This window comes from Paenibacillus sp. Y660 (assembly GCF_057221575.1).
In genome coordinates this window covers 1-22219 of sequence record NZ_JBXBBJ010000044.1, presented here as the reverse complement: position 1 = coordinate 22219, position 22219 = coordinate 1, and the positions used below count along the sequence as shown (strand labels likewise).

General features: G+C 44.9%; 11 protein-coding genes and 12 tRNA genes. 2 read left to right on the top strand and 21 right to left on the bottom strand.

The genetic code is table 11. The annotated features are described in order from the left end of the window. Positions 1 to 415: 415 nt before the first annotated feature. The 3 genes from AC2TDN_RS25305 to AC2TDN_RS25295 all read right to left on the bottom strand — a co-directional run bounded on the left by AC2TDN_RS25305 (position 416) and on the right by AC2TDN_RS25295 (position 11525). Positions 416 to 8041 carry a choice-of-anchor I family protein gene (locus tag AC2TDN_RS25305; protein ID WP_484690580.1) on the bottom strand — a complete coding sequence of 2542 codons (7626 nt, stop codon included), beginning with the start codon at positions 8039 to 8041 and terminating at the stop codon, positions 416 to 418. 1011 nt (positions 8042 to 9052) lie between these two features. Beyond that, complete coding sequence (locus AC2TDN_RS25300; RefSeq protein WP_484690579.1) at positions 9053 to 9793, bottom strand: hypothetical protein; 741 nt, start codon at positions 9791 to 9793, stop codon at positions 9053 to 9055. 1027 nt (positions 9794 to 10820) lie between these two features. Beyond that, complete coding sequence (locus AC2TDN_RS25295) at positions 10821 to 11525, bottom strand: DNA-methyltransferase (RefSeq protein ID WP_484690578.1); 705 nt, start codon at positions 11523 to 11525, stop codon at positions 10821 to 10823. Between the two features lie 252 nt (positions 11526 to 11777). Here AC2TDN_RS25295 and AC2TDN_RS25290 point away from each other — a divergent pair, with 252 nt between their 5' ends. After that, positions 11778 to 12212, top strand: a complete 435-nt coding sequence (locus AC2TDN_RS25290) for a tyrosine-type recombinase/integrase (protein WP_482069362.1) — start codon at positions 11778 to 11780, stop codon at positions 12210 to 12212. Position 12213: 1 nt separating this feature from the next. Here the strand turns inward: AC2TDN_RS25290 and AC2TDN_RS25285 are convergent. The 10 genes from AC2TDN_RS25285 to AC2TDN_RS25240 all read right to left on the bottom strand — a co-directional run bounded on the left by AC2TDN_RS25285 (position 12214) and on the right by AC2TDN_RS25240 (position 20096). Further along, positions 12214 to 12287 (bottom strand) — tRNA-Gly (locus tag AC2TDN_RS25285). 17 nt (positions 12288 to 12304) lie between these two features. Continuing rightward, positions 12305 to 12381, bottom strand: a tRNA-Pro gene (locus AC2TDN_RS25280). Between the two features lie 34 nt (positions 12382 to 12415). After that, positions 12416 to 12492 (bottom strand) — tRNA-Arg (locus AC2TDN_RS25275). Between the two features lie 6 nt (positions 12493 to 12498). Then, positions 12499 to 12573 (bottom strand) — tRNA-Gly (locus AC2TDN_RS25270). 324 nt (positions 12574 to 12897) lie between these two features. After that, entirely contained in the window at positions 12898 to 13752 is an 855-nt protein-coding gene (locus AC2TDN_RS25265) for an ABC transporter ATP-binding protein (protein WP_482069361.1), read from the bottom strand. Between the two features lie 199 nt (positions 13753 to 13951). Continuing rightward, positions 13952 to 14989 carry a protein-glutamate methylesterase/protein-glutamine glutaminase gene (locus AC2TDN_RS25260; protein ID WP_482069360.1) on the bottom strand — a complete coding sequence of 346 codons (1038 nt, stop codon included), beginning with the start codon at positions 14987 to 14989 and terminating at the stop codon, positions 13952 to 13954. Between the two features lie 27 nt (positions 14990 to 15016). Continuing rightward, positions 15017 to 15835 carry a CheR family methyltransferase gene (locus AC2TDN_RS25255; protein WP_484690577.1) on the bottom strand — a complete coding sequence of 273 codons (819 nt, stop codon included), beginning with the start codon at positions 15833 to 15835 and terminating at the stop codon, positions 15017 to 15019. A gap of 2 nt (positions 15836 to 15837) precedes the next feature. After that, the gene (locus tag AC2TDN_RS25250) at positions 15838 to 17565 is read right to left on the bottom strand and encodes a methyl-accepting chemotaxis protein (protein WP_482069358.1); all 1728 of its coding nucleotides are present in this window, start codon (positions 17563 to 17565) and stop codon (positions 15838 to 15840) included. A gap of 16 nt (positions 17566 to 17581) precedes the next feature. Continuing rightward, positions 17582 to 18073 carry a chemotaxis protein CheW gene (locus AC2TDN_RS25245; RefSeq protein WP_482069357.1) on the bottom strand — a complete coding sequence of 164 codons (492 nt, stop codon included), beginning with the start codon at positions 18071 to 18073 and terminating at the stop codon, positions 17582 to 17584. A 13-nt stretch (positions 18074 to 18086) separates the two neighbouring features. Then, positions 18087 to 20096, bottom strand: a complete 2010-nt coding sequence (locus AC2TDN_RS25240; protein WP_484690576.1) for a chemotaxis protein CheW — start codon at positions 20094 to 20096, stop codon at positions 18087 to 18089. Between the two features lie 408 nt (positions 20097 to 20504). On the opposite strand from AC2TDN_RS25240, the gene AC2TDN_RS25235 reads away from it, so the two are divergent. Further along, complete coding sequence (locus AC2TDN_RS25235; RefSeq protein WP_482069355.1) at positions 20505 to 20864, top strand: helix-turn-helix domain-containing protein; 360 nt, start codon at positions 20505 to 20507, stop codon at positions 20862 to 20864. Between the two features lie 223 nt (positions 20865 to 21087). Here AC2TDN_RS25235 and AC2TDN_RS25230 read toward each other — a convergent pair. From AC2TDN_RS25230 to AC2TDN_RS25195, 8 genes are all read right to left on the bottom strand, one after another. Continuing rightward, positions 21088 to 21170, bottom strand: a tRNA-Leu gene (locus tag AC2TDN_RS25230). A gap of 86 nt (positions 21171 to 21256) precedes the next feature. Continuing rightward, a tRNA-Leu gene (locus AC2TDN_RS25225) sits at positions 21257 to 21339 on the bottom strand. Between the two features lie 15 nt (positions 21340 to 21354). Next, positions 21355 to 21430: transfer RNA gene (locus AC2TDN_RS25220), tRNA-Lys, on the bottom strand. Between the two features lie 11 nt (positions 21431 to 21441). Continuing rightward, positions 21442 to 21516: transfer RNA gene (locus AC2TDN_RS25215), tRNA-Gln, on the bottom strand. Between the two features lie 9 nt (positions 21517 to 21525). Continuing rightward, positions 21526 to 21601: transfer RNA gene (locus AC2TDN_RS25210), tRNA-Val, on the bottom strand. A 35-nt stretch (positions 21602 to 21636) separates the two neighbouring features. Next, a tRNA-Glu gene (locus AC2TDN_RS25205) sits at positions 21637 to 21711 on the bottom strand. Positions 21712 to 21751: 40 nt separating this feature from the next. Then, a tRNA-Thr gene (locus tag AC2TDN_RS25200) sits at positions 21752 to 21827 on the bottom strand. 4 nt (positions 21828 to 21831) lie between these two features. Then, positions 21832 to 21907, bottom strand: a tRNA-Asn gene (locus AC2TDN_RS25195). Positions 21908 to 22219 lie beyond the last annotated feature (312 nt).

Genomic DNA, 22219 nt, shown 5'->3' with positions numbered 1-22219 from the left:
ATACTTCATTTGTGCGCCTCTTTTCGTATGTGGGTTTGTCCTTCCCGGAACAATTCACAGTATACTAGAGGCGCATTTTTCATTCAAAGCTCAAATTACTTCATTACAGGAATGGCTCCTAAATTTTTGCGAAGCAAAGATCGCTCCGTAAGCATTTACTTGTTTTGCGAAGCAAAAATGTACAACATGAACGTTTTTTGACTTCTACCATCATACTACAAAATCCTACAGGGATGAAGCCCTAAAGCCAAACCTCACAAAATCGGAGCGGCACCATCCCTACGGGAAGCCCGCCTCTTCTCAAAACCTATTCATACGGTAAATTATCCCTATCAGCATTTGATGAAACAGGTTTTGAAAAAAAAGACCGCAATCGCCTCTAAGTGAGAGACGCTGCGGTCCTTTCGCAACCTTATTACGCCATTAATTGAATGAGCTTGGCTAGCATTTTTGCTGCTTCCTCACGGGTCGCGAAATCTTTTGGCGCAAAATAGCTGCCTTCCTTGCTCGCAATAGTCTTGCCATTAATAATACCTGCTTGCTGCACGGCAGCTGCCGCTTCCTTCGCAAAGCTGCTGATGGATGAACCGTCAGCAAACGTCTGGGCATTTGTGTTCGCAGGCAAGCTGTGTTTCATATAGGCTGCGAATCTTGCGATCATGGCAACCATCTGCTCACGGCTGATGTTAGCCTTAGGGTCGAACTTCCCGCCGCCAACTCCTCCGGCAATGCCTTTCTCGGAAGCCCACTCTGCGGATGCTGCATAGTAATCGGATGCCTTCACGTCCGTAAAGCTTGTAGACTTATAGCTGTCGAGCTTAGCGCCTGCAATTCGGGCTAAAATAAGCGTGAAATCTGCTCGCGTCATATTGGCCTTCGGCGCGAATTTGTTCCCGCCCAATCCTCCGATAATGTTTCTAGCGGACAGATAAACAATGGAATCCTTCGCAAAGCTTGATGCTGTATCATTGAAATTCACTTGACTGTAGCCAACGCCATAAGTGGAGAAATGGCTGACCTTGAAGTACAATTGGCCTGTTTGCGCATCGTACACGCTGTTAGGTACAACGATTAGCTCTCCGTCGTTTGCAATATAGTAAATAACAATCGCATGGCTGTCTTCACCTGCTTGCGGCACATAAGGTATGCTGATACGGGCACTGCCGCCGTTCAAGTCGTGAATCGCTGTTTTGCCTGCCAATACGTCGATATCATATACCGGACGGCTGCCGACAGCTGCCTGATTGGATTCCGAAAGCTTTGTCTTATCGGTTTTATTGACCGATACCGAAAGCTCCGTATTCCCTGCTGCCGATGTCAACGTTCCAATAGACTTCTTATCAAAGGATATAACCCCAAGTCCGACATTCAAGTCCAAAGACTGAAGACTGCTTGATTGCAGCTGTGCAATCGTCTCCTTCTCGAAGAGAATCGTTGCGGATTCCGTATTATTCGGAGCTACCTTAAATTCAATCGTTCCTGGCTTGCCGTTCACAGCTTTATCAAGAGCGGCTAGTGTTGCAGCCAATTGACTTGAATTGACAGTAGCGGTAGTCTTGCCTCCGCTATCCGTAACTGGTGTAAGTACCGTTACCGCTTTCCCTGTATCGGCATTTACTGAAGTGCCTGGACCAGGCGTTGGCTTAGGTGTCGGAGTAGGCGCAGGGGTACTCAAATTGCTTTCTTCTCCATTTCTGATTTTAGCAGATACCGTTACTACCGTCTCTGCCGAACCGTAGCCGTCAGCGCTCAGCGCAGTAATAATCGCTGTCCCCGCCGCTACTGCTTGTACGTTTCCGTTCACATCCACTATCGCTACATTTTTATTGGAGGACGACCATAAGACGGTTGCAGCACTTCCGCCAACAGGCTCCACAGTTGCGTTCAGCTTGGATGCCGCATCTCCCACTTTCAAGGAAAGGGTAGCTTTATCAACGGTTACTTTCGTTACTTCAAGTTGATACACCCCTACCTTGCCGCCTACTTCATAGGCAACGAGCAGCAATGGCTTGCCTGTCGGGCTGATGCTAGCCGGAATGAATTCCAATCCTTCTGGACCCGTATCCGTATTCAGGTCGTCCTTTTCCTTGAATGAGCGGGAATTCGTATAGTTCGCAAATACCGCATTCGCAGGATCGGTTACATCATAAGTCATGAAGCCGCCAATCCGCTCAAGTCCAACGAAAGCAAATACTTTATTGCCTACCTTACCGGTTTTAATATCTTCCGGCTCAGGGCCTTTCTTGCCGCTGCGATCGTCCAGCGCCGTCTTGCTGTTGCTTGTGTTGAAATTTGCGTGCAAACGAGCAGCCGTAATCTTTTCAAACTCGTTGCCGCTGTCATAAACCTGCTTCATCGAGCTTGCTTCCCAGATGGAGAAGGATCGTCCGCCATACATATAAATGCTGTCATTGCCCATATCGCTGGCCACTTCAATGCCATCATAGACTGTTTTGCCATTCAGGAATTTCGCTGCTTCCGAATTTGGATCCAGCTTTCCTTTTAAGGCGCCAATCGTGCTTCCGTTCGTACGATTAGGCCATTCTGTCACATCGCCTTCATTAGCGGTAAACAGGTACGTTTGCCCGTTAATCGTGTGCGACGCGATACCGTCAGGCATATACATGCCTTTGAACGGTACATTTTCCAGCTTGATCACACCGTCTTTTTGAAGGTCAAGCGAATTGCGGGCTGCGTTGTAATCTTTAAGCCCAAGCGCCTTTACGGCAGTTACTTTACCCGTTGCGATGTCAATAACGGCAATCGCGTTATTCTCCTGCAAGGCCACATAGGCCGTCTTGTTGTCCGCGGAGAGAGTGATGTACTCCGGCTCTAGATCATTTACCGCATCGGCTTTTGTGCCGCTGGATTTGATTTTACCATCTACAACTGCCCCGCGGATATGCACACCATCCTCAATGACGGACGGGTCATCGAAAAGGACTTGCTTGACGGTTTTATCCGCCGTGTTGACAATCGTTACGCTGCCCTTCGGATCTGCAACGCCGGAACGCGGCTCTGCCTCATCGGCAGTAAGAATATATTTGCCGTCAGGTGTCGACTTAATCATATCCGGCTGTACGCCTGCCGCATACGAGTCAAGCAAATTGCCGTCATAATCAAGCACGAGTATTTTACCCGGCTTCATGGCATCTGCTTCTTGTACGGATACGGACACGCGCTTTGTAGCCGTATTAATATCTACGCTGGTCAAGTCGCCGTACACAAAGCCTTCTTTCTCTGCCAACGTTTTTACGAGTATGGTCTTCTCCTTGCTCAAAGTTCCGCTCCCGCTTCCCAAGCTTACGATATCGAGACTCGGCGGATTGCCAGAACCGTTAACCAAATAAAATTTGCCATTGTCTTTGTTGAATTTGACGATCTCGGCAACTCCGCCATCCTTATTAGTCAGGCCAATAACGTACTCTCCGATTTTGGTTATATTGAGCGTATCAGGCTTATCAGCAGCAGGAGCAACCGTTACGAGCGTTCCTGCCGAACCGAGACCATCAGCGCTCATCGCAAAAATGACCGCTGTTCCCGCTGCTACTGCTTTCACGTTGCCGTTCTCATCCACTGTCGCTACATTTTTATTGGAGGACGACCATAAGACGGTTGCAGCACTTCCGCCAACGGGCTCCACAGTTGCATTCAGCTTGGAAACCGCATCTCCCACTTTCAAGGAAAGGGAAGCTCTATCAACGGTTACTTTCGTTACTTCAAGTTGATACACCCCTACCTTGCCGCCTACTTCATAGGCTACGAGCAGCAATGGTTTACCTGTTGGGCTAATATTAGCCGGGATAAATTCCAAACCTTCTGGACCGGTATCCGTGTTCAGGTTGTCCTTTCCGTCAGCGTCCTTGAATACGCGGGTATTCGTATAATTTGCAAATACCGCATGCGCAGGGTCGGTTACATCGTAAGTCATGAAGCCACCAATCCGCTCAAGTCCAACGAAAGCAAACACTTTGTTGCCTACTTTTCCGGTTTTAATATCTTCCGGCTCAGGGCCTTTCTTACCGCTGCGATTATCTAATGCTGTACTGCTGTTGCTTGTGTTGAAGTATGTCGGCAAACGTGCAGCCGTAATCGCCTCGAACTCGTTACCGCTGTCATAAACCTGCTTCATCGAGCTTGCATCCCAGATGGAGAAGGAACGGCCGCCATACATATAAATGCTGTCATTGCCCATATCGCTAGCCACTTCAATGCCGTCATAAGCGGTTTTGCCATTCAAAAATTTCGCTGCTTCCGAATTTGGATCCAGTTGTCCTTTCACTTCTTTAATCTTGCTTCCGTTCGTGCGTTTAGGCCATTCCGTCACATCGCCTTCGTTAGCGGTAAACAGGTACGTTTTCCCGTTAATCGTGTGCGTCGCGATCCCGTCTGGCATATACATGCCTTTGAACGGTACATTCTCAAGCTTGATCAAACTGTCCTTTTGAAGGTCAAGGGCATTGCGGGCTTCGTTGTAATCTTTATGTCCCAGCGCCTTAACGGCCGTTACTTTACCCGTTGCGATGTCAATTACGGCAATGGCATTATTCTCCTGCAAAGACACATAAGCTGTCTTGTTGTCCTCGGAGAGGCTGATATATTCAGGCTCCAGATCAAATACTGCTTCGGCTTTCGTGCCGCTGGATTTGATTTTGCCATCTACAACTGCCCCGCGGATATGCACACCATCCTCAATGACAGACTGGTTATCGAAAAGGACTTGCTTGACGGTTTTATCCGCTGTGTTGACAATCGTTACGCTGCCCTTCGGATCTGCAACGCCGGAACGCGGCTCTGCCTCATCGGCAGTAAGAATATATTTGCCGTCAGGTGTCGACTTAATCATATCCGGCTGTACGCCTGCCGCGTAAGTAGCAACCAAATTGCCATCATAATCGAGCACGAGTATTTTACCCGGCTTCATGGCATCTGCTTCTTGTACGGATACGGACACACGCTTTATAGCCGTATTAATATCTACGCTAGTCAAATCACCATACACAAAGCCTTCCGTCTCTGCCATCTCTTTTACGAGTATGGTCTTATCCTTGATCAAAGTTCCGGTCCCGCTTCCCAAGCTTACGATATCGAGGCTAGGCGGATTACTAGAACCGTTAACCAAATAGAATTTGCCATTATCTTTGTTGAATTTGACGATCTCGGCAACTCCGCCATCCTCATCAGTCTGGCCAATGGAGTACTCTCCGATTTTGGTAATATTGAGTGTATCAGGCTTATCAGCAGCAGCAGCAACCGTTACTACCGTCTCTGCCGAACCGTAGCCGTCAGCGCTCAGCGCAGTAATAATCGCTGTCCCCGCCGCTACTGCTTGTACGTTTCCGTTCACATCCACTATCGCTACATTTTTATTTGTAGACGACCATAGGACGGATCCAGCATTTCCTCCATCAGGCTCAACTGTTGCGTTCAGCTTGGAAGCCGTATCTCCCACTTTCAAGGAAAGGGAAGCTTTATCAACGGTTACTTTCGTTACATCCAGTTGGTACACCCCTACCTTGCCGCCTACTTCGTAGGCTACGAGCAGCAATGGTTTACCTGTTGGACTAATATTAGCCGGAATGAATTCCAAGCCTTCTGGACCCGTATCCGTATTCAGATTAATCCCGCCTTGACTGTCCTTGAATTCACGCGTGTTTGTATAATTTGCAAATGTCGCATGCGCAGGATCGGTTACATCGTAGGTCATGAAGCCGCCAATCCGCTCTAGTCCCACGAAAGCAAATATTTTATTGCCAACCTTACCGGTTTTAATATCTTCCGGCTCAGGGCCTTTCTTGCCACTGCGATCGTCGATCGCTATCTTGCTGTTGCTTGTGTTAAAAGAGTGTGGCAGCCTCGCAGCCGTAATCGCCTCGAACTCGTTGCCGCTGTCATAAACCTGCTTCATCGAGCTTGCTTCCCAGATGGAGAAGGATCGTCCGCCGTACATATAAATGCTGTCGTTGCCCATATCGCTGGCCACTTCAATGCCATCATAGGCGGTTTTGCCATTCAGGAATTTTGCTGCTTCCGAATTCGGATCCAGCTTGCCTTTTAAAGCGCCAATCGTGCTTCCGTTCGTACGCTTAGGCCATTCCGTTACATCGCCTTCATTAGCGGTAAACAAGTAGGTTTGACCGTTAATGGTATGCGTCGTGATACCGTCAGGCATATACATGCCTTTAAACGGTACATTCTCCAGCTTGATCAGACCGTCCTTTTGAAGGTCGAGGGCATTGCGGGCTTCGTTGTAATTTTTGAGTCCCAGCGCCTTAACGGCAGTTACTTTACCCGTTGCGATGTCAATTACAGCAATCGCGTTATTCTCCTGCAAAGACACATAAGCTGTCTTATTATCCTCCGATAAACTAATATACTCCGGCTCCAGATCATATACTGCGTCAGCTTTCGTGCCGCTGGTTTTGATTTTGCCATCTACAGGGTCAACTGCCCCGCGGATATGCACACCATCCTCAATGACGGACGGGTCATCGAAAAGGACTTGCTTTACTGTTTTATCCTTCGTGTTGACGATCGTTACGCTGCCCTTCGGATCTGCAACGCCGGAACGCGGCTCTGCCTCATCGGCAGTAAGAATATATGTGCCATCAGGTGTCGATTTAATCATATCCGGCTGTACGCCTGCCGCATAAGAGTCAAGCAAATTGCCGTCATAATCAAGCACGAGTATTTTACCCGGCTTCATGGCATCTGCTTCTTGTACGGATACGGACACGCGCTTTGTAGCCGTATTAATATCTACGCTGGTCAAATCACCGTACACAAAGCCTTCCGTCTCTGCCAGCGGCTTAACGAGTACAGTCTTTTCCTTGCTCAGTGTCCCGCTTCCGCTTCCCAAGCTTACGATATCGAGGCTCGGCGGATTGCCAGAACCGTTAACCAAATAGAATTTGCCATTATCTTTGTTGAATTTGACGATCTCGGCAACTCCGCCATCCTTATTGGTCAGGCCAATGGAGTACTCTCCGATTTTCGAAATATTGAGCGTATCTTTAAATTCAGCAGGGACTACTTTATCTTGGATCGTAAGAGTGAAGGACTTGTCTGCCTTGATAGGCGTTCCATATGTGCTGTCCGTTACCGTAATGGTAATAGGCGCTCCATAAACAGATGCAGTTGGAGTTCCCGTAAGAGCTCCATTCGTAGCTAGGCTAAGCCCATTTGGTAGGCCGGCTGCAGCGAATGAGTATGGCGCCGTTCCACCAGAAGCCCCAATTGCCACGTTATATGCCGAGTTAACATATCCATCCGGGAGAGTTGCAGTGGTAATAGCTAATGGTTGGACCACGGCCGATCCCCAAGCGCCGTCTGAACCGCTGCGAGGCGATACCGCAAGCAATGCTTCTCCAGTAGCCACCTCATAGTCCACTTGTTTAAAATTTAATTTATTATTATCGGTATCCGTAAAATTGCTGCGGCGAATGGCCTTTTTCTTCGATGTTCCTTCAGTTGAGCCTGATGGATAAGCGGTTTCATAACCGTCAATATTGCTTCCGGTATCGTTGCTTCCTGATCCAATCATGTCGACGTAGCCAGCTGGCTTTGTCACAAAAGGATTCACATCTGTCAGCAATGTCTGATTGCTCATTAGCGCTACTTTTAACCCTTTGTTATTAATGAAACGGTTCCACGATTGGTCGCCTTTTGCAGAAAGATTCACCTTTGGGCTAGTCGCCCCTGTTGAAGCACCTTTAATTAGGAAAGAAGAATGTGATTTTATTGTTCCTGTGAGATCAAGCTTTTCCCATGAAAGAGTTGGTCCTGTAGTTGCATTGGAGCCCCGATCAGCGTATTGCAGCGACCACCCTGAAAGATCGATATCCTTATTCGTGGGATTGTAAAGCTCAATAAAGCCGTGGGAGAGAAGAATCGAGGTATCTGCGACCAAGCCCCCGCCGTACACTTGATTAATAATGACATGGGGGACGGTAACATCATAGGTGTTGTCTACCGTATAAGGCGTTCCCGATAGCGGCAAGTCTGCTGCCATAGCAGGTCCGGCCGGCAGCAACATACTCATTGTAATTTCCACTGCCAATAATAGCGAAATCAGTCTTTTACTATAAATCCTCAAGACAAGCTCACTCTCCTATGGGTTTGAAGTTAAAGCTTATAGTAGTCGATGAATATTTTGTGATGATTAATTTTCCATTAATCTTTGGTAAATGAAAATGTGTAGATTGCGTTCAGCCAATTCGGCCTAATAAAAATCTCTTCCTATTAATATGCTAATTTCACTGCTTTTTCGAATTTTTATAAAAATAACAATTTCAGCCGAGGCTCCACGCCTAAATTGATCTATATAATAAGCTTTATCCGACCAAAGCAGTCCGTTTGCCTATACACATTTCCTTGCTAAAAAAGACAACAAAAAAAGCCTTGCTGCGCAAGGCTTTCGGGTTTAAATAGTTGGAGCGGGTGATGGGAATCGAACCCACGCTATTAGCTTGGAAGGCTGAGAAATACCTCATTTCTGAATTATCACTTCCTAATTAATATATTAATTTTTCTAAGGCTTCCTTTAAAATGACTATCAGCGACATTCAGTAAATGTCATTTAAAAATATACTCTTGCCCCAAATATGCCCCAAAAACATTCATGGATGGCATGATTGAAAAAAACCCATCATAACAAGGTTTTAAATATTTGGTTATCATAGTGAACGTTTATTAGAGTCCGATTGTTTACTCAATAATCACTTGAAAGAATGCTTCCGGTACGAAAGAGTACTAATTAGGACACGAATAAGCCGTTCCATCTATGCCATGACTGCCTGATCGTGGCGGCACGTCATCGCAGGTGGATGCTGAAATCACATATCCAGCTCAAAACGGAAGCGAAAAGTCTAGGCTAGGGAATCTGAACTGTAGACGGAAAAAGAGCTGCCCCCGAAGGAGCAGCTCTTTCCCTTATCAGCTGATTTACAGCAAACCCATACTGCTTCACTACCAAGTGTAAATGCGCAGGATGAAGCGGTCAAGCGCTAGTACCAGCATAGCTATCATGAAGTGAAGTGCAAACGTCTTTTGGTTAAATATTTCGGTCTCTACTATATTCAATGTTTTTCGGTTTCAGCGTATTATTCACACTAATGTTGAAAGTGTCGTATCCTTGGCCTATATACGTTGTTCCAAGATAATGATTATAGTAATCACGTTGAACTACATTAATATTATATTTATCATAGTCAATCGCCCCATAATAATCACGTGTATTATATGGGCTAGATTCGGATGGTCCAGTCCAAACATCAGTTGTATTATAGTACTTTGAAACCGTGCCAGTTGCGGAAAGATTTAGAGAAGTTTTAACAAGTCCTAAAACATTATTATTATAGCTTCCCGATATCTGTAAAGTTCCGGTAACAGTAACACCTGAAGATGCAGTCTGAGTATGACCTTTTGCCACGCTTACAATAAATTTTTCATTGTTTCTTGGACCTACACTATAACCTACTATTTGTAGTTCCCCAATTGTATAAGTTGTATGTGAGTAAACTCGACGCTCTTCAGCAAGTGGCTGTATAAGAGAATTATTCTTAGTATTATTCTTCGATACAAGTGCTGGTTCCACAACAGTTACTTGCGCATCTAGATTAACACCTGTGTCATACTCCTTATAGCTAGAAATTACTCCCCCATCATCAGCAAAAGCAGCGCTTAAAGAAGCTGGAACTTTAACAGATGATGCCTGTTCCGCAAAAGCAGAAGGCGTAATCGCTGCAATGGATAGCATCGCAGCCATAGTAACAGTGTAAAACTTTTTCTTCATTTTTTCCTCTCCATTCCAATTCTAGTGGTTTATTGTTCTGTACATATGTATAATTCTCCCTCCATTGGAAATATCCTCTTTTTTTAAAAAAAGTTCACCTAGATCTAAAAAACACTATTTTTCGAACATTTCTACCCTCTCCGAAACACGAATTGGGTAGCTATGGGGAAAGTGTAGCTCCTTTTTACAGTTTTATTTGCTAAGCATTAGCGTACGTGCATTCCTCCCGTTCTTATTTCGTTCTTTTTCCTTAAAGCTTTAAATATAATTGTACGAGTTCTTCTAGTGGGATTGCCAACACACCATTATCCACCTTTTTAATACGACCCCGAATAGCTGTCTAGATGTCACACAAAGTTTCTCGTTCTGTTAATTCGTGAAGATTTTTAATTGATCAACAGCGACTTGCTCATTTAATTGGACACCAAAATATTGTTCAAATATAGCGCCGATCTGAATGAGTCGCGAGTCGCTGGAAATACGCATGTAGCAATTAAAAGCTATGAAACAACGCCTTCAATCACAAGTGAGCCAGAAAGAGCGTAAAGCCATTGACGGTGATTCTGTAATATATACCGTTCCAGAAAGAAATGTCCGTACTACAAGGCATTTAAGGCTCTTGATCGGGCATCTTGGCCCCAAGGCCAACCAAAAGACACTTGTACAAAATTCCTCATTTTGTGATGTAGTTCAGTCCATTCTACAGAAGAGACGATTTCAATAAGGATATAGTTGCGTTATCCTGCCCGTTAGCATTGTAGTCCATCTTTTGATTCTTCTGTAAGCCCTCAAGCATTGTATTTTCTGACTCTCCATTAGGAGATAGAAGCCCATCGATTCTTGTGTCTAACCAGCTTTCTGAACCTTCAGATGGAATATTTAATTTATTGTGCTAACAGGCACGTTAGTTGAACTTCGCTTGCTAATACGAAAACCGGATTCCCTTGTAGAGTAAAGGGTCCGGTTTTTTCGTGCAACTCATTGATTAACGTACGATTTTTTCCTTTTCGTGAGGTGACCCCTAATTTTATTTATTCATTATTGATCTTTCATCTAACACTTTATTTATTCTTTGACTTGCAACTTCATACCAACCATTATCAATTTCAAAAGCCGACCAAGACCGACTTGTCATAATGGCTGCTTCTTCAGCAACACCACTGCCTGCAAAATAATCTACAATTAACTCTCCAGGCGCACTACTGTTCTCAATCATCTCCTTTAGCAGCTCTACAGGCTTTTCTGTAGGATGAATGGTCTTATTTCCATGGATGCGTGGTATTCGCCAAATATCTGTTTGTTTTCGAGTTGAGATCCTTCTAACACGTTTATCCCCTTTCACAGCGAAGATTATAAATTCGTGACGATAACGATAATGCCAACCAAGGCCCATATGCTCTTTATCCCATACAATGCAATTCTTCACTATGAATCCTGCATTACGCAGCCAGATCATCATGTCTGCATACATCCTCCAATCAATGCAAACATAAATATGTCGCCCTGGCTTGAGCACCCTATATGCTTGGAAGATCCATTGCATACAAAACATCTTGTATTCCGCCGGCGAAAGCATATCGTTCTTTATAATATTAAATCTAGGCTTTTTCGTTTTAGTTTGTGTAGTTCCACCAAATCTTAAATTATATGGCGGATCAGCTATCAATAAATCAACTGAGTTATCCTCTAAATACTTTTTTGAACCTTCAATACAGCTTTCATTGTATAGCATAGAATCCCTCCTACAGTATGGAAGTTATATTTCCTTGGTGTTCTTCTAGGCGGCTTCAGACGCGGCGAGATGCTCGGCGTTGAATGGCCAGCTGTCGACATGGAGAATGTCGGGATCTACGTAGAAAAACAGATCTCATTCGATGAAGAAGGAAGATCTGTCGAAGCAGAATTAAAGACTGAGGAGTCTGAAGCATTTGTCCCAATGCCTCGCTGGTATATGGAAGAGCTGAAATCGTACAAGCGCGAATGAATGAAAAACAAAATGGGATGCGATCCGGAGGATTGGAAAGGCGGCGACAAGCTATATCTTTTCCATGGTGGGAACGGTCAGAAATATTATCCAAACACCCCTTCACTAACTTGGCGACGTTTCTTAAGCAAGCATGAGCTGCCACACATCAGACTGCATGATTTACGCCATACAACAGCAATGCTGCTACGTGAGTACGGAGCTGACTTAAAATCGATCCAGGAGCAACTGCGCCACTCTAAGCTGGCCACCACTACAGATATTTATATGCAGCGCGATAAAACAACTGTCAGTCGAGGTAGTGCAGATTTGTTTGATGTACTGAACCCAAAAAATCAGCTTGGACACCAAACGGACACCAAGGAGCTAGTGAGGCTGTGTCGAATGAAGACAACAAAAAAAGCCTTGCTGCGCAAGGCTTTCGGGTTTAAATAGTTGGAGCGGGTGATGGGAATCGAACCCACGCTATTAGCTTGGAAGGCTAAAGTTCTACCATTGAACTACACCCGCAAATCAATAATGAAAGATGGTCGGGACGACACGATTTGAACATGCGACCCCCTGGTCCCAAACCAGGTGCTCTACCAAGCTGAGCTACGTCCCGAAGTGTAAATAAAGTGCATCTAATGAAGTGTTAATGGCGTGCCCTAAGAGATTCGAACTCCTGGCCTTTTGATTCGTAGTCAAACGCTCTATCCAGCTGAGCTAAGGGCACACACTATGGAGCGGAAGACGGGAATCGAACCCGCGACCCTCGCCTTGGCAAGGCGATGCTCTACCGCTGAGCCACTTCCGCACGTTATTTCTGTCAGCCATCCGTGATGTTTATCATCGCGGCGACAAGTAATAATATATCATCCCTGAAAACAAAATGCAACTGTTTTTATAGAAAAGTTTGAAATTATTTTTCCACACTCCATTTTCCCGCTCGCTTATTACCAAAAAACGCTGATTTGACGCGATTATTCCGCATTTATTATATTATGCAGCTGCTGATCAATAAAGTCGGCTTTTTTAAGTTCAGATCAGAACTTCAGCTTGCAGCAGTACTCAGTAGTTATTTCTTATAAAAAACCGCAGTCCCTAAGGAATGCGGTTTATGCGAAGCGATAATTTCGATCTATGCACCAGCAGCTGTTAACGTCTCTTGCATAATACGGCTGTTAATTGCTACTTTATCAGCAGCCGGCTGTCCTGCAAGCGCATAAGGCAAGCATAAAGGTACGCCTGTTCGAGGATCAGGGACGATGTCTGCTTCAATATTAAATACTTCGCGCATAATATCAGGCGTCATAACTTCAGCAGGCGAACCTTCGCCAACTACGACACCTGTTTTAATTGCAATCATATGATGAGCATAGCGCGTAGCGTGATTCAAATCATGGACAACCATAACGACTGTACGGTTACTGGCAGCGTTCAGCTTTTGGAGCAAATGAAGTACTTCCAGCTGATGCGCCATATCGAGGAAGGTCGTTGGCTCATCAAGAAACAGAATATCGGTCTCCTGTGCAAGTGCCATTGCGATCCATGCGCGTTGACGCTGTCCACCGGATAAATGATCGACCGGACGATCGCCAAACTCAGTCATGCCCGTCGCTTCGATCGCCCACTGTACGATACTGCGGTCATCCTTGCTCATCGATCCGAAGCCCTTCTGGTAAGGGAAACGTCCGTATGATACAAGCTCGGCAACCGTTAGCCCATCTGGCGCGGTCGGATTTTGCGGCAAAATAGCCAGCTGCTTCGCTACTTCCTTCGTCGACTGCTTGTGAATGGATTTGCCGTCCAGAAGAACACTGCCCTCAGATGGGCTCATAATACGAGCCATGGTTTTCAAAATAGTGGACTTGCCGGAGCCGTTCGCTCCTACTAGCGCTGTAATTTTCCCTTGAGGTATGGCAATGTTTAAGTTTTTGACAATAAGACGGTCATCATAAGCAATATCAAGACCCGAAGTCGTTAAACGAATCATTGGACAAACACGCTCCTTCCGCTGCCGTGGCAGACACCTTCTTAAATATATATAGTTTTTCGTTCTGCAACGAAAAGTGATAACGATTATCATTGACGTTTTAATGATAATGTTTCTCACGTGAAAAGTCAATCAGAATCTCTACCCTGCCTTCCAACAACAAAAGGGCCAACCAGCATGCTGGTTGGCCCTCTTCAAACTATGACAATAAAGCAAGCAGCACGCGCGATATATCCGGCAAAGATGACTGGATTTCCACTGCACCCAGCTCATAAGCTGCTTTCGGCATGCCGTATACGATGGAGGTTTTCTCATCCTGACCGATCGTTCGAGCGCCTTTGCTTCGCATGGAAAGCAAACCTCGCGCGCCATCCTTCCCCATTCCTGTCAAAATAATGCCTATAGCGCGGTCCCCCGCCACCTTGGAGGCTGACTCAAATAATACATCGACCGATGGACAATGCCCGTTTATCTTGTCCCCGCTTCGACATTCCAGCTTAAAGCGATCTCCTGCTTTTACGAGTGAGACATGCTTGTCGCCCGGTGCAATTAGAACGGTACCCTCTTGTACAAAATCGCCATCTTCAGCTTCCTTCACCCGCATTGCGCTGGATGCGTTTAAGCGTTCTGCGAACATACGAGAAAAAATGGGCGGAATATGCTGTACGACCACAATTCCAGGCGTATTGGCGGGCAATCCCTTCAGCAAGGTATGCATCGCCTCCGTGCCTCCGGTTGAAGCACCAACCACAATGATGTTGTTTCGATTTTTGATGGGCTGCTGCAGCCTTGTTTCGTTGATCTTATCGGATCGATCCTTCTGTATGATCTTCGCCTTAGAGGCTCCTTTAATGATGCGAATCAGCTCAAACAGAAACATCTCAACTCGCTGAGGAGTCGCTATGTCAGGCTTTGCTACAAAATCAACAGCGCCTGCCCTTAATGCGTCCAAGGCTGCTTCGCTAATCGAGCTAACCGTAACGATTGGCAGCGGGTATTGCGGAAGCAATCTACGTATGAATTCAATACCGTTCATTCCCGGCATCTCAATATCGCACGTCAGCACATCAGGCTGGTATTTAATGATTTTATCACGCGCGTCAAAAGGATCCTTAGCCGTTGCAACCACCTCAATGGCGGGATCAGAGGCCAGACCTCTTGCCAGTACCTCACGGAACATGATGGAGTCATCCACGACGAGCACCTTTATCCTTTTATCCACCGTATTGATAATCAACTATACCCCCTTAAGCCTAACCTGCATTTAGAGCTTCTTCTGATATACAGACGGCATGATGTACGTAAAATCCGTTTTGTCGCGTTCAAGCGACTCCGAGTGTCCGATGAACAGATATCCGCCAGGCTCGGTCATCTCATAGAACTTCCTAATAAGCTCACGCTTTGTTTCATTATCGAAATAAATCATTACGTTCCGACAAAAAATGATATGGAACTTCCGCTTAAACGGAAAGGTTGGCTGCATTAAATTGAATTGACGGAAAATAACTTCCTTTTTCACTTTATCAAGCACAACCGACTGCTCATCATTTAGCTTACGGAAGTAATTGGATCGCCAAATCGCAGGAATCATGTCCAGCGCCTCATTTGAATAAATGCCTTTTGCAGCGATCTCCAGCACCTTCGCTGACAAATCGGTAGCCAGCACCTGCGTATTCCAACCCTGTTTCATTGTTCCGAAAAAATCATCCAACAAAATCGCTAGCGTATAGGGCTCCTCTCCTGACGAACATCCCGCGCTCCAAATTCGCAAATCATGGTCGCGAATTGTGTGAGCTAGGCTTGGAAGCACTTTATCTCGTAAATAGTAAAAATGATTCGCTTCCCTCATGAAAAAGGTATGATTTGTCGTGATCCTATTTGCTAGCATGATGTTTGATGCCCCACTGGAGTCTGCTTTAATATGCTTGAAATATTGCGCAAAGCTATCAAAGCCTTGCTCGAGCAAATGACGCTGCAGGCGGGCAGCCAGCAGCGTCTTTTTCTCTTGTTTTAAATTAATGCCAAATTGCGCTTTGATATAGTGGGCAAGATGTATGAATTCCTCTTCCGAGATGGCAATCACCGTTAATATTTACCGAACTCGCGATCGCTTAGCAGAATAGTGGCGCCTTTTGCTGCTGCGACTTCAGCCTGATCGCTATCAATAGCCCAATTTCGTTTTTTCGCCTGGCCAGCCATATTTTCCAGCATACGCAGCATTTCCGGGTCCAACTGCTCATATTCTTTATAGGAGGTTGATTGCTGCGTCTTGCGCAGTACGAATCGGCCTACCTGCTGCTTCAGCATCTCGGCTTGGCCCGTCAGCTCCTCAGAAGCCGCCGCACTCTCCTCCGAGGTAGCTGAATTCGTTTGTACGACTTGAGAGACCTGCATGATGCCTTGATTAATTTGCGCTACGCCTGTTGCCTGCTCGGTTGATGCCTCAGAGATGCTATTAACCAGATTAGCTACCTTAGCAACACCATCAACGATTTGGTTAAGCGCTGACGCCGTCTCATTCGCGATTTTTGTTCCATCCTCCACTTTACGGATCGAGCCTTCAATCATATCCGTCGTTTCCTTTGCCGCATTAGCAGAACGTGCCGCAAGATTGCGCACCTCCTCTGCAACAACAGCGAAGCCTCTGCCATGCTGTCCTGCTCTAGCCGCCTCGACAGCCGCATTCAACGCCAATATATTCGTCTGAAATGCGATTTCATCAATAACCTTAATAATTTTTGAAATGCTGCCAGAAGACGTATTGATTTCCTCCATGGCATTCAGCATTTCTTTCATCCGATCATTGCCCTGCTGTGCATTGTCTCTCGCTTGATCAGCAAGTGTATTTGCCTGAACTGCATTTTCCGCATTTAATCTTGTCTGCGCTGCTATCTCTTCAAGCGAGGCAGTCAACTGCTCCACAGAGCTTGCCTGCTCAGAAGCCCCTTGCGACAATACTATGCTTGATTCCGATACTTGTCTCGCGCCTGTAGATACCTGCTCGGACGCGCTTTGGATATTAGAAAGCACTTCATTCATATTATCGGTCATTTTGCCAAAAGCGGCAGCTAATACACCTACCTCGTCTTTTGTTGCAACTTCGACCGTCAGATTCAAATCGCCATTTGCAATGCGTTCAGCTGAATCAACAAGCTTGCGAATGGGACTGCTTATTATCCGAGAGATGAATAAGCCAAGACCAACTGCCGCAACCATTGCGATAATGACAATAACTAGCATGGTTAGGATCGTCTTTTGCGAGGATTTAGAATATTCATCAGAACGACGTGATCCTTCTGTATTTTTATCAAGATATATATCATCAATCATGCCGTCTACTTTCTCGGAAATGACAACAGCATTTTCAAGCTCCTTCAAGCCTTGCTCTATCTTTTTTTCCGATGCGAATGCAATAATACGATCTTGATATTGTCTATATTCCTTAAGAGCTGCCTGCAGCTCATTTACTCTGGTTTTTTCGTCCTCTGTTACAAGGCTATTTTCAAAGGTGGCGAGCAAAGTATCCGTCTCACTCTTCAGACTATTAAGTTCTTCAATCGCTGCGCTTGTCTTTGCAGCGTCTGTACTCAGCAAAACATCACTTACAAGAACTCTTACATTTTGAAAATTCATTCCAATATTACCAAGTACTCCAACTGACTTCCCAAATTGCTCATACAGCACTGAGTAATCCGTATCAATTTTTTTCAGACTCGTAATACCGACCGCACCAACTATTCCTGCCATTAACGCAACCACAATAAATGAAGTGGTAAGCTTCTTGCCGATTTTCATGTCATAAAACCATTTCATTGTCCCATTCCTCCATTTATTGAGCTGGTAATAAATTCTCTACTTCATTTTTAGTAAGCATCTTGTCGCAATCGAGCAGAAGCATCACCGCATTTTCCAATTTACCTACCCCTTGAATATAGCGGTTCATGCCGCCGCTTGCTTCAGGCGGTGGCACAATGTCTTCAGAAGGAATGGACAGCACCTCTGATACGCTATCTACAATAAGTCCAACAGATATCTCCTTTATGTCGATAACGACAATACAAGTTCGATCGTTGTATTCGCGGAACGGCTTCTTAAATCTTAACCGTACATCCATTACGGGAATTATTTTACCGCGTAAATTAATTATGCCGCGTACATATTCAGGCAGTTCAGGAACTTCGGTTATGACCTGAATGCCTATTATTTCTATTACATGCTTAATCTCAATCCCATATAGCTCTTTGCCAAGCGAAAAGGTTAGAAATTTATCCTTCTGAGCATCTTCTTCATTGTTGCTGTCAAAGCTTGATCGTTGATTCATTTCAATCGTCCCTTCACCTGTTATGGGCAAATGCCGGCATATTTCGATTGCGATTCGTGCCCATCAAATCTACTACGTCTAGGATGAGACTAATACTCCCATCTCCGAGCAGTGTACAACCCGCAAGACCTTCCCTATGTATGACATATTTTATATAACGGGGCAAATTTTTAACGACTACCTGCTGCTGCCCTAATAGCTCGTCAACGAACAAACACATTCGTTTTCCATCCTGTTCAAGCATAACGAATATTCCATCCTCTAAATTGGTGTTGCCGCTTTTTGAATGAAATCTTTCATGAAGACGAAGAATAGGGTAACAATTCCCACGCACCATAATCATTTCATTGCCATCGGGATCCGTGATGACATCGGATAATTTCGGTTTAAAGGATTCCTTAATTGAGGTTGTCGGCACTGTATAATTAGCATTGCCTACCCTTACATTCATGCCATCAATAATTGCCAGCGTTAAAGGAATTTTCAGCGTAATGCTCGTTCCCTGAAGCTCCTTGCTCTCTACAGAGATAACGCCGCCTACTCCCTCAACATTACGAGAGACGACATCCATCCCAACACCTCGGCCGCTAAATTCTGTAATATTGTCTTTTGTAGAAAAGCCAGGCTGAAAGATCAAGCTGAATATTTCCTTCTCTGTCATATCTCCGTGCTGCTCACCAATGAGACCTTTCTCTTTGGCTCTGCTTACGATATGCTTCTGATTCAAGCCCTTACCATCATCCTTAACGACAATCTCTACATAGCCGCCTGTATTTTTTGCCTCTAAAGTAATAGTGCCAGCGCGTTTCTTGCCTGCTTTCACACGCTCATCGTTCGATTCAATGCCATGATCCAGCGCATTTCTAACCAAATGCATCAACGGATCAGAAATTTGATCGATAATATTTTTATCAAGCTCCGTATCTTCTCCAATGATTTCAATGTCCACATCCTTGCCCAGCTTCTGGCACATGTCTCTGACCACTCGACGCATCTTATGAAAGGTAGTGACAAGCGGCACCATTCGGATCGACATGACGATATCCTGGAGCTCACCGGTTATTTTTCGCAGCTGTCCTGATGCTTTGTTGAAAGCCGAATCCCCACGTGTACCATTAGAAGCTTCACTGCGAGTAACCATCGCTTCTGCAATGACGAGCTCTCCAATGAGATCCAGTAATTGATCCAACTTATTCACACTTACGCTTATAACCGCATTTCTTGACGCGCTTTCTGTCTTCCCTTCCGGCTCTCGATCCTCCGGCCAGTCTGTCTGCTCAAGTGATAAATCAAATTCTTCGCTCTCCTGATCCCTTTCCGTTTCTCCGGCGTCCTCTATCTGGGTTAAATCCAATCGCTCCAGAAAGAGTGTTTCCATTAAAAAACCATGAACCTCCTGATAGTTCTTTTCCGACTTAAAAGAAATATGAAACCCGTCATTTCGAATGGCTTCAATACTTCTTTCGTCATCAAGAAGATCAGTCGGCTCATGGTGTTGGATTCGCGATATATCTTTTAAACGATGAATAATGTTAAACGATCTAATATTTTCCATTTCACAATCACTTTGAAATCGAACAACTGCTTGAAAGGAAAATAATCTAATTTTTTTCAATTGCTTTAGCTGTTCCAAATATTGCTTAATATCGTTAATAATGATAATAGGATTGCCATCCGATTCATTTCCATGTGAGATTTTGTGTACCTCCGCCTTAATAAAATCCGCTACTCTCAGGACGAGGTCTGATAAATAGGTATGGTTGAGCGGAATCTCCTTGTTTTCCCTTATAAAATGAAATAGATCCTCTATAGCATGCGCTACCTCGGCAATGCTCAAATACTGCATCATAGCTGCCGAGCCTTTCAGCGTGTGCATATTGCGAAAAATCTCATTTATTGCATGAACCGAAAAAGAAGCCGCCTGCTCGCAATCAAGGATTGTCGCTTCAAGCTGCTCTAATAGTTGCGATGATTCGAAAATGTACATCTCCATAATAGGGTCAGTTAAATCTCTTCCATTCATCCATATCCCTCTTTCTATTTTGCTACGAGGAACCAACTGATTACGTATACATCTACTGATGAATTATATACAAACAAAGGAAAACGATAATTCATTGAAGAATTATTTAGGGTTATAGACCCCATTCTGAGATCAGCAACATGAATGACGAATTATCTGCGAAATATGACTAGTTATAGAAAGGACAGTACTGGACCTTAAAATACCAAGGTTCTATTTTCGCATTTTAAGAAAAATCTACATTTTTCGACATATAGAGTGATAATTCGTCAAAATTCGTGCTATTAGACAAATTATATTCGTAATTACGAATAAATGCAACAATTATTCGTAATTACGAATGAATTTGCATTTAGCTGATCATATTACAAGTAAAAGCAACATTTTTCAATTTAGGAGGTATTCTTCATGCATGATATTAAACGAAGACTTAAACAATTAAGACAAGAAAGAGAGCTCACCATGTATGAATTCGCAAAGTTAATTTCAGTATCTCCCGGAAATGTTGGCGACTGGGAAAGCGAAAACAGAACCTCCATTCCCGGGGCTAAAGCACTCATTTCCATTGCAACTATATTTGATGTATCTTTGGACTGGCTAATACTTGGCCATACGTACGCTCCACCTGATAACAAACAACAGGTATATCCTCCCGATCAGCAAGTCTCGCATACGTTAACGGAGTTAATTCATGCTTTATCTTCTGAGGATATACAATTAATCGCCAAACTCGCCAAGAGGCTGCGTCACTTATCACAAAAGCCATAAACTACTTCACGACAGAAGAAGCCTGACAGTATTCCTTTTGTGTTCATTTCAAGTGCAATCCTATAGTCCAGCAGCCTGATGCAGAATACGCCGGATACAAAAAAAGCTCACTAGATCAAATTGATCTAGCGAGCTCATCCGAACAAGGTTCAACCTGAACGATTATCATAAAATGAAAAAAAGCCTTCAGGATTAAAAATCCTAAAAGCTTGTGTTGTAAGTATGGTGCGCGTAGAGGGACTTGAACCCCCACGGTCGCCCGCCAGATCCTAAGTCTGGTGCGTCTGCCAATTCCGCCATACGCGCATATAAGGTAAAGCTTGTTTGTAGGACTTCCACCTACATTTCTCTGTTTGACATACAGAGCGTTTCCCGATGATGGGTTTTAAAGATGGTGCGCGTAGAGGGACTTGAACCCCCACGGTCGCCCGCCAGATCCTAAGTCTGGTGCGTCTGCCAATTCCGCCATACGCGCATGTGAGAAGAAAAATGGTGAGTCATGTAGGATTCGAACCTACGACACCCTGATTAAAAGTCAGGTGCTCTACCAACTGAGCTAATGACTCATATTATAAAATGGCTGGGGATTCAGGGATCGAACCTGAGAATGACGGAGTCAAAGTCCGTTGCCTTACCGCTTGGCTAATCCCCAGCAGCGATATGGTGGACGCTGACGGGATCGAACCGCCGACCCTCTGCTTGTAAGGCAGATGCTCTCCCAGCTGAGCTAAGCGTCCAAGTATAAAGGCGCCTTTTTTGTCAAAAAGGAAATTGGTGACCCGTAGGGGACTCGAACCCCTGTTACCTCCGTGAAAGGGAGGTGTCTTAACCACTTGACCAACGGGCCATACATAAATTGAAGCTTGTTCTAACAGTTGAAAGTGTTCTGGAGCTCTCAACCGGGATCGAACCGGTGACCTCATCCTTACCATGGATGCACTCTACCTACTGAGCTATGAGAGCATAATGGCTCCCCGAACAGGACTCGAACCTGTGACAACTCGATTAACAGTCGAGTGCTCTACCAACTGAGCTATCAGGGAACATTGCATTTTTGAGTTGAAATGTCTCCAAGAGCTTCAACTGCAAAAGAGGCACGGTTGAAAAACAAGGCAAATTGCGCCCTGAAAACTGGATACGAAAGTTTAGGTTTGCTGAAAACCTCTTTAACTGTGTCTGCCGGATGTATGGGTCCATGCAAACCTTAAGCGTATGCTTACGATGTAGGTTTGTTTTACAAACCTTTTAGCGTATGCTTACGATGTAGGTTTGCTTAGCAAACCTTTTAGGATAAGCCCTCGACCGATTAGTATTCGTCAGCTGCACACATTGCTGTGCTTCCACCCCGAACCTAT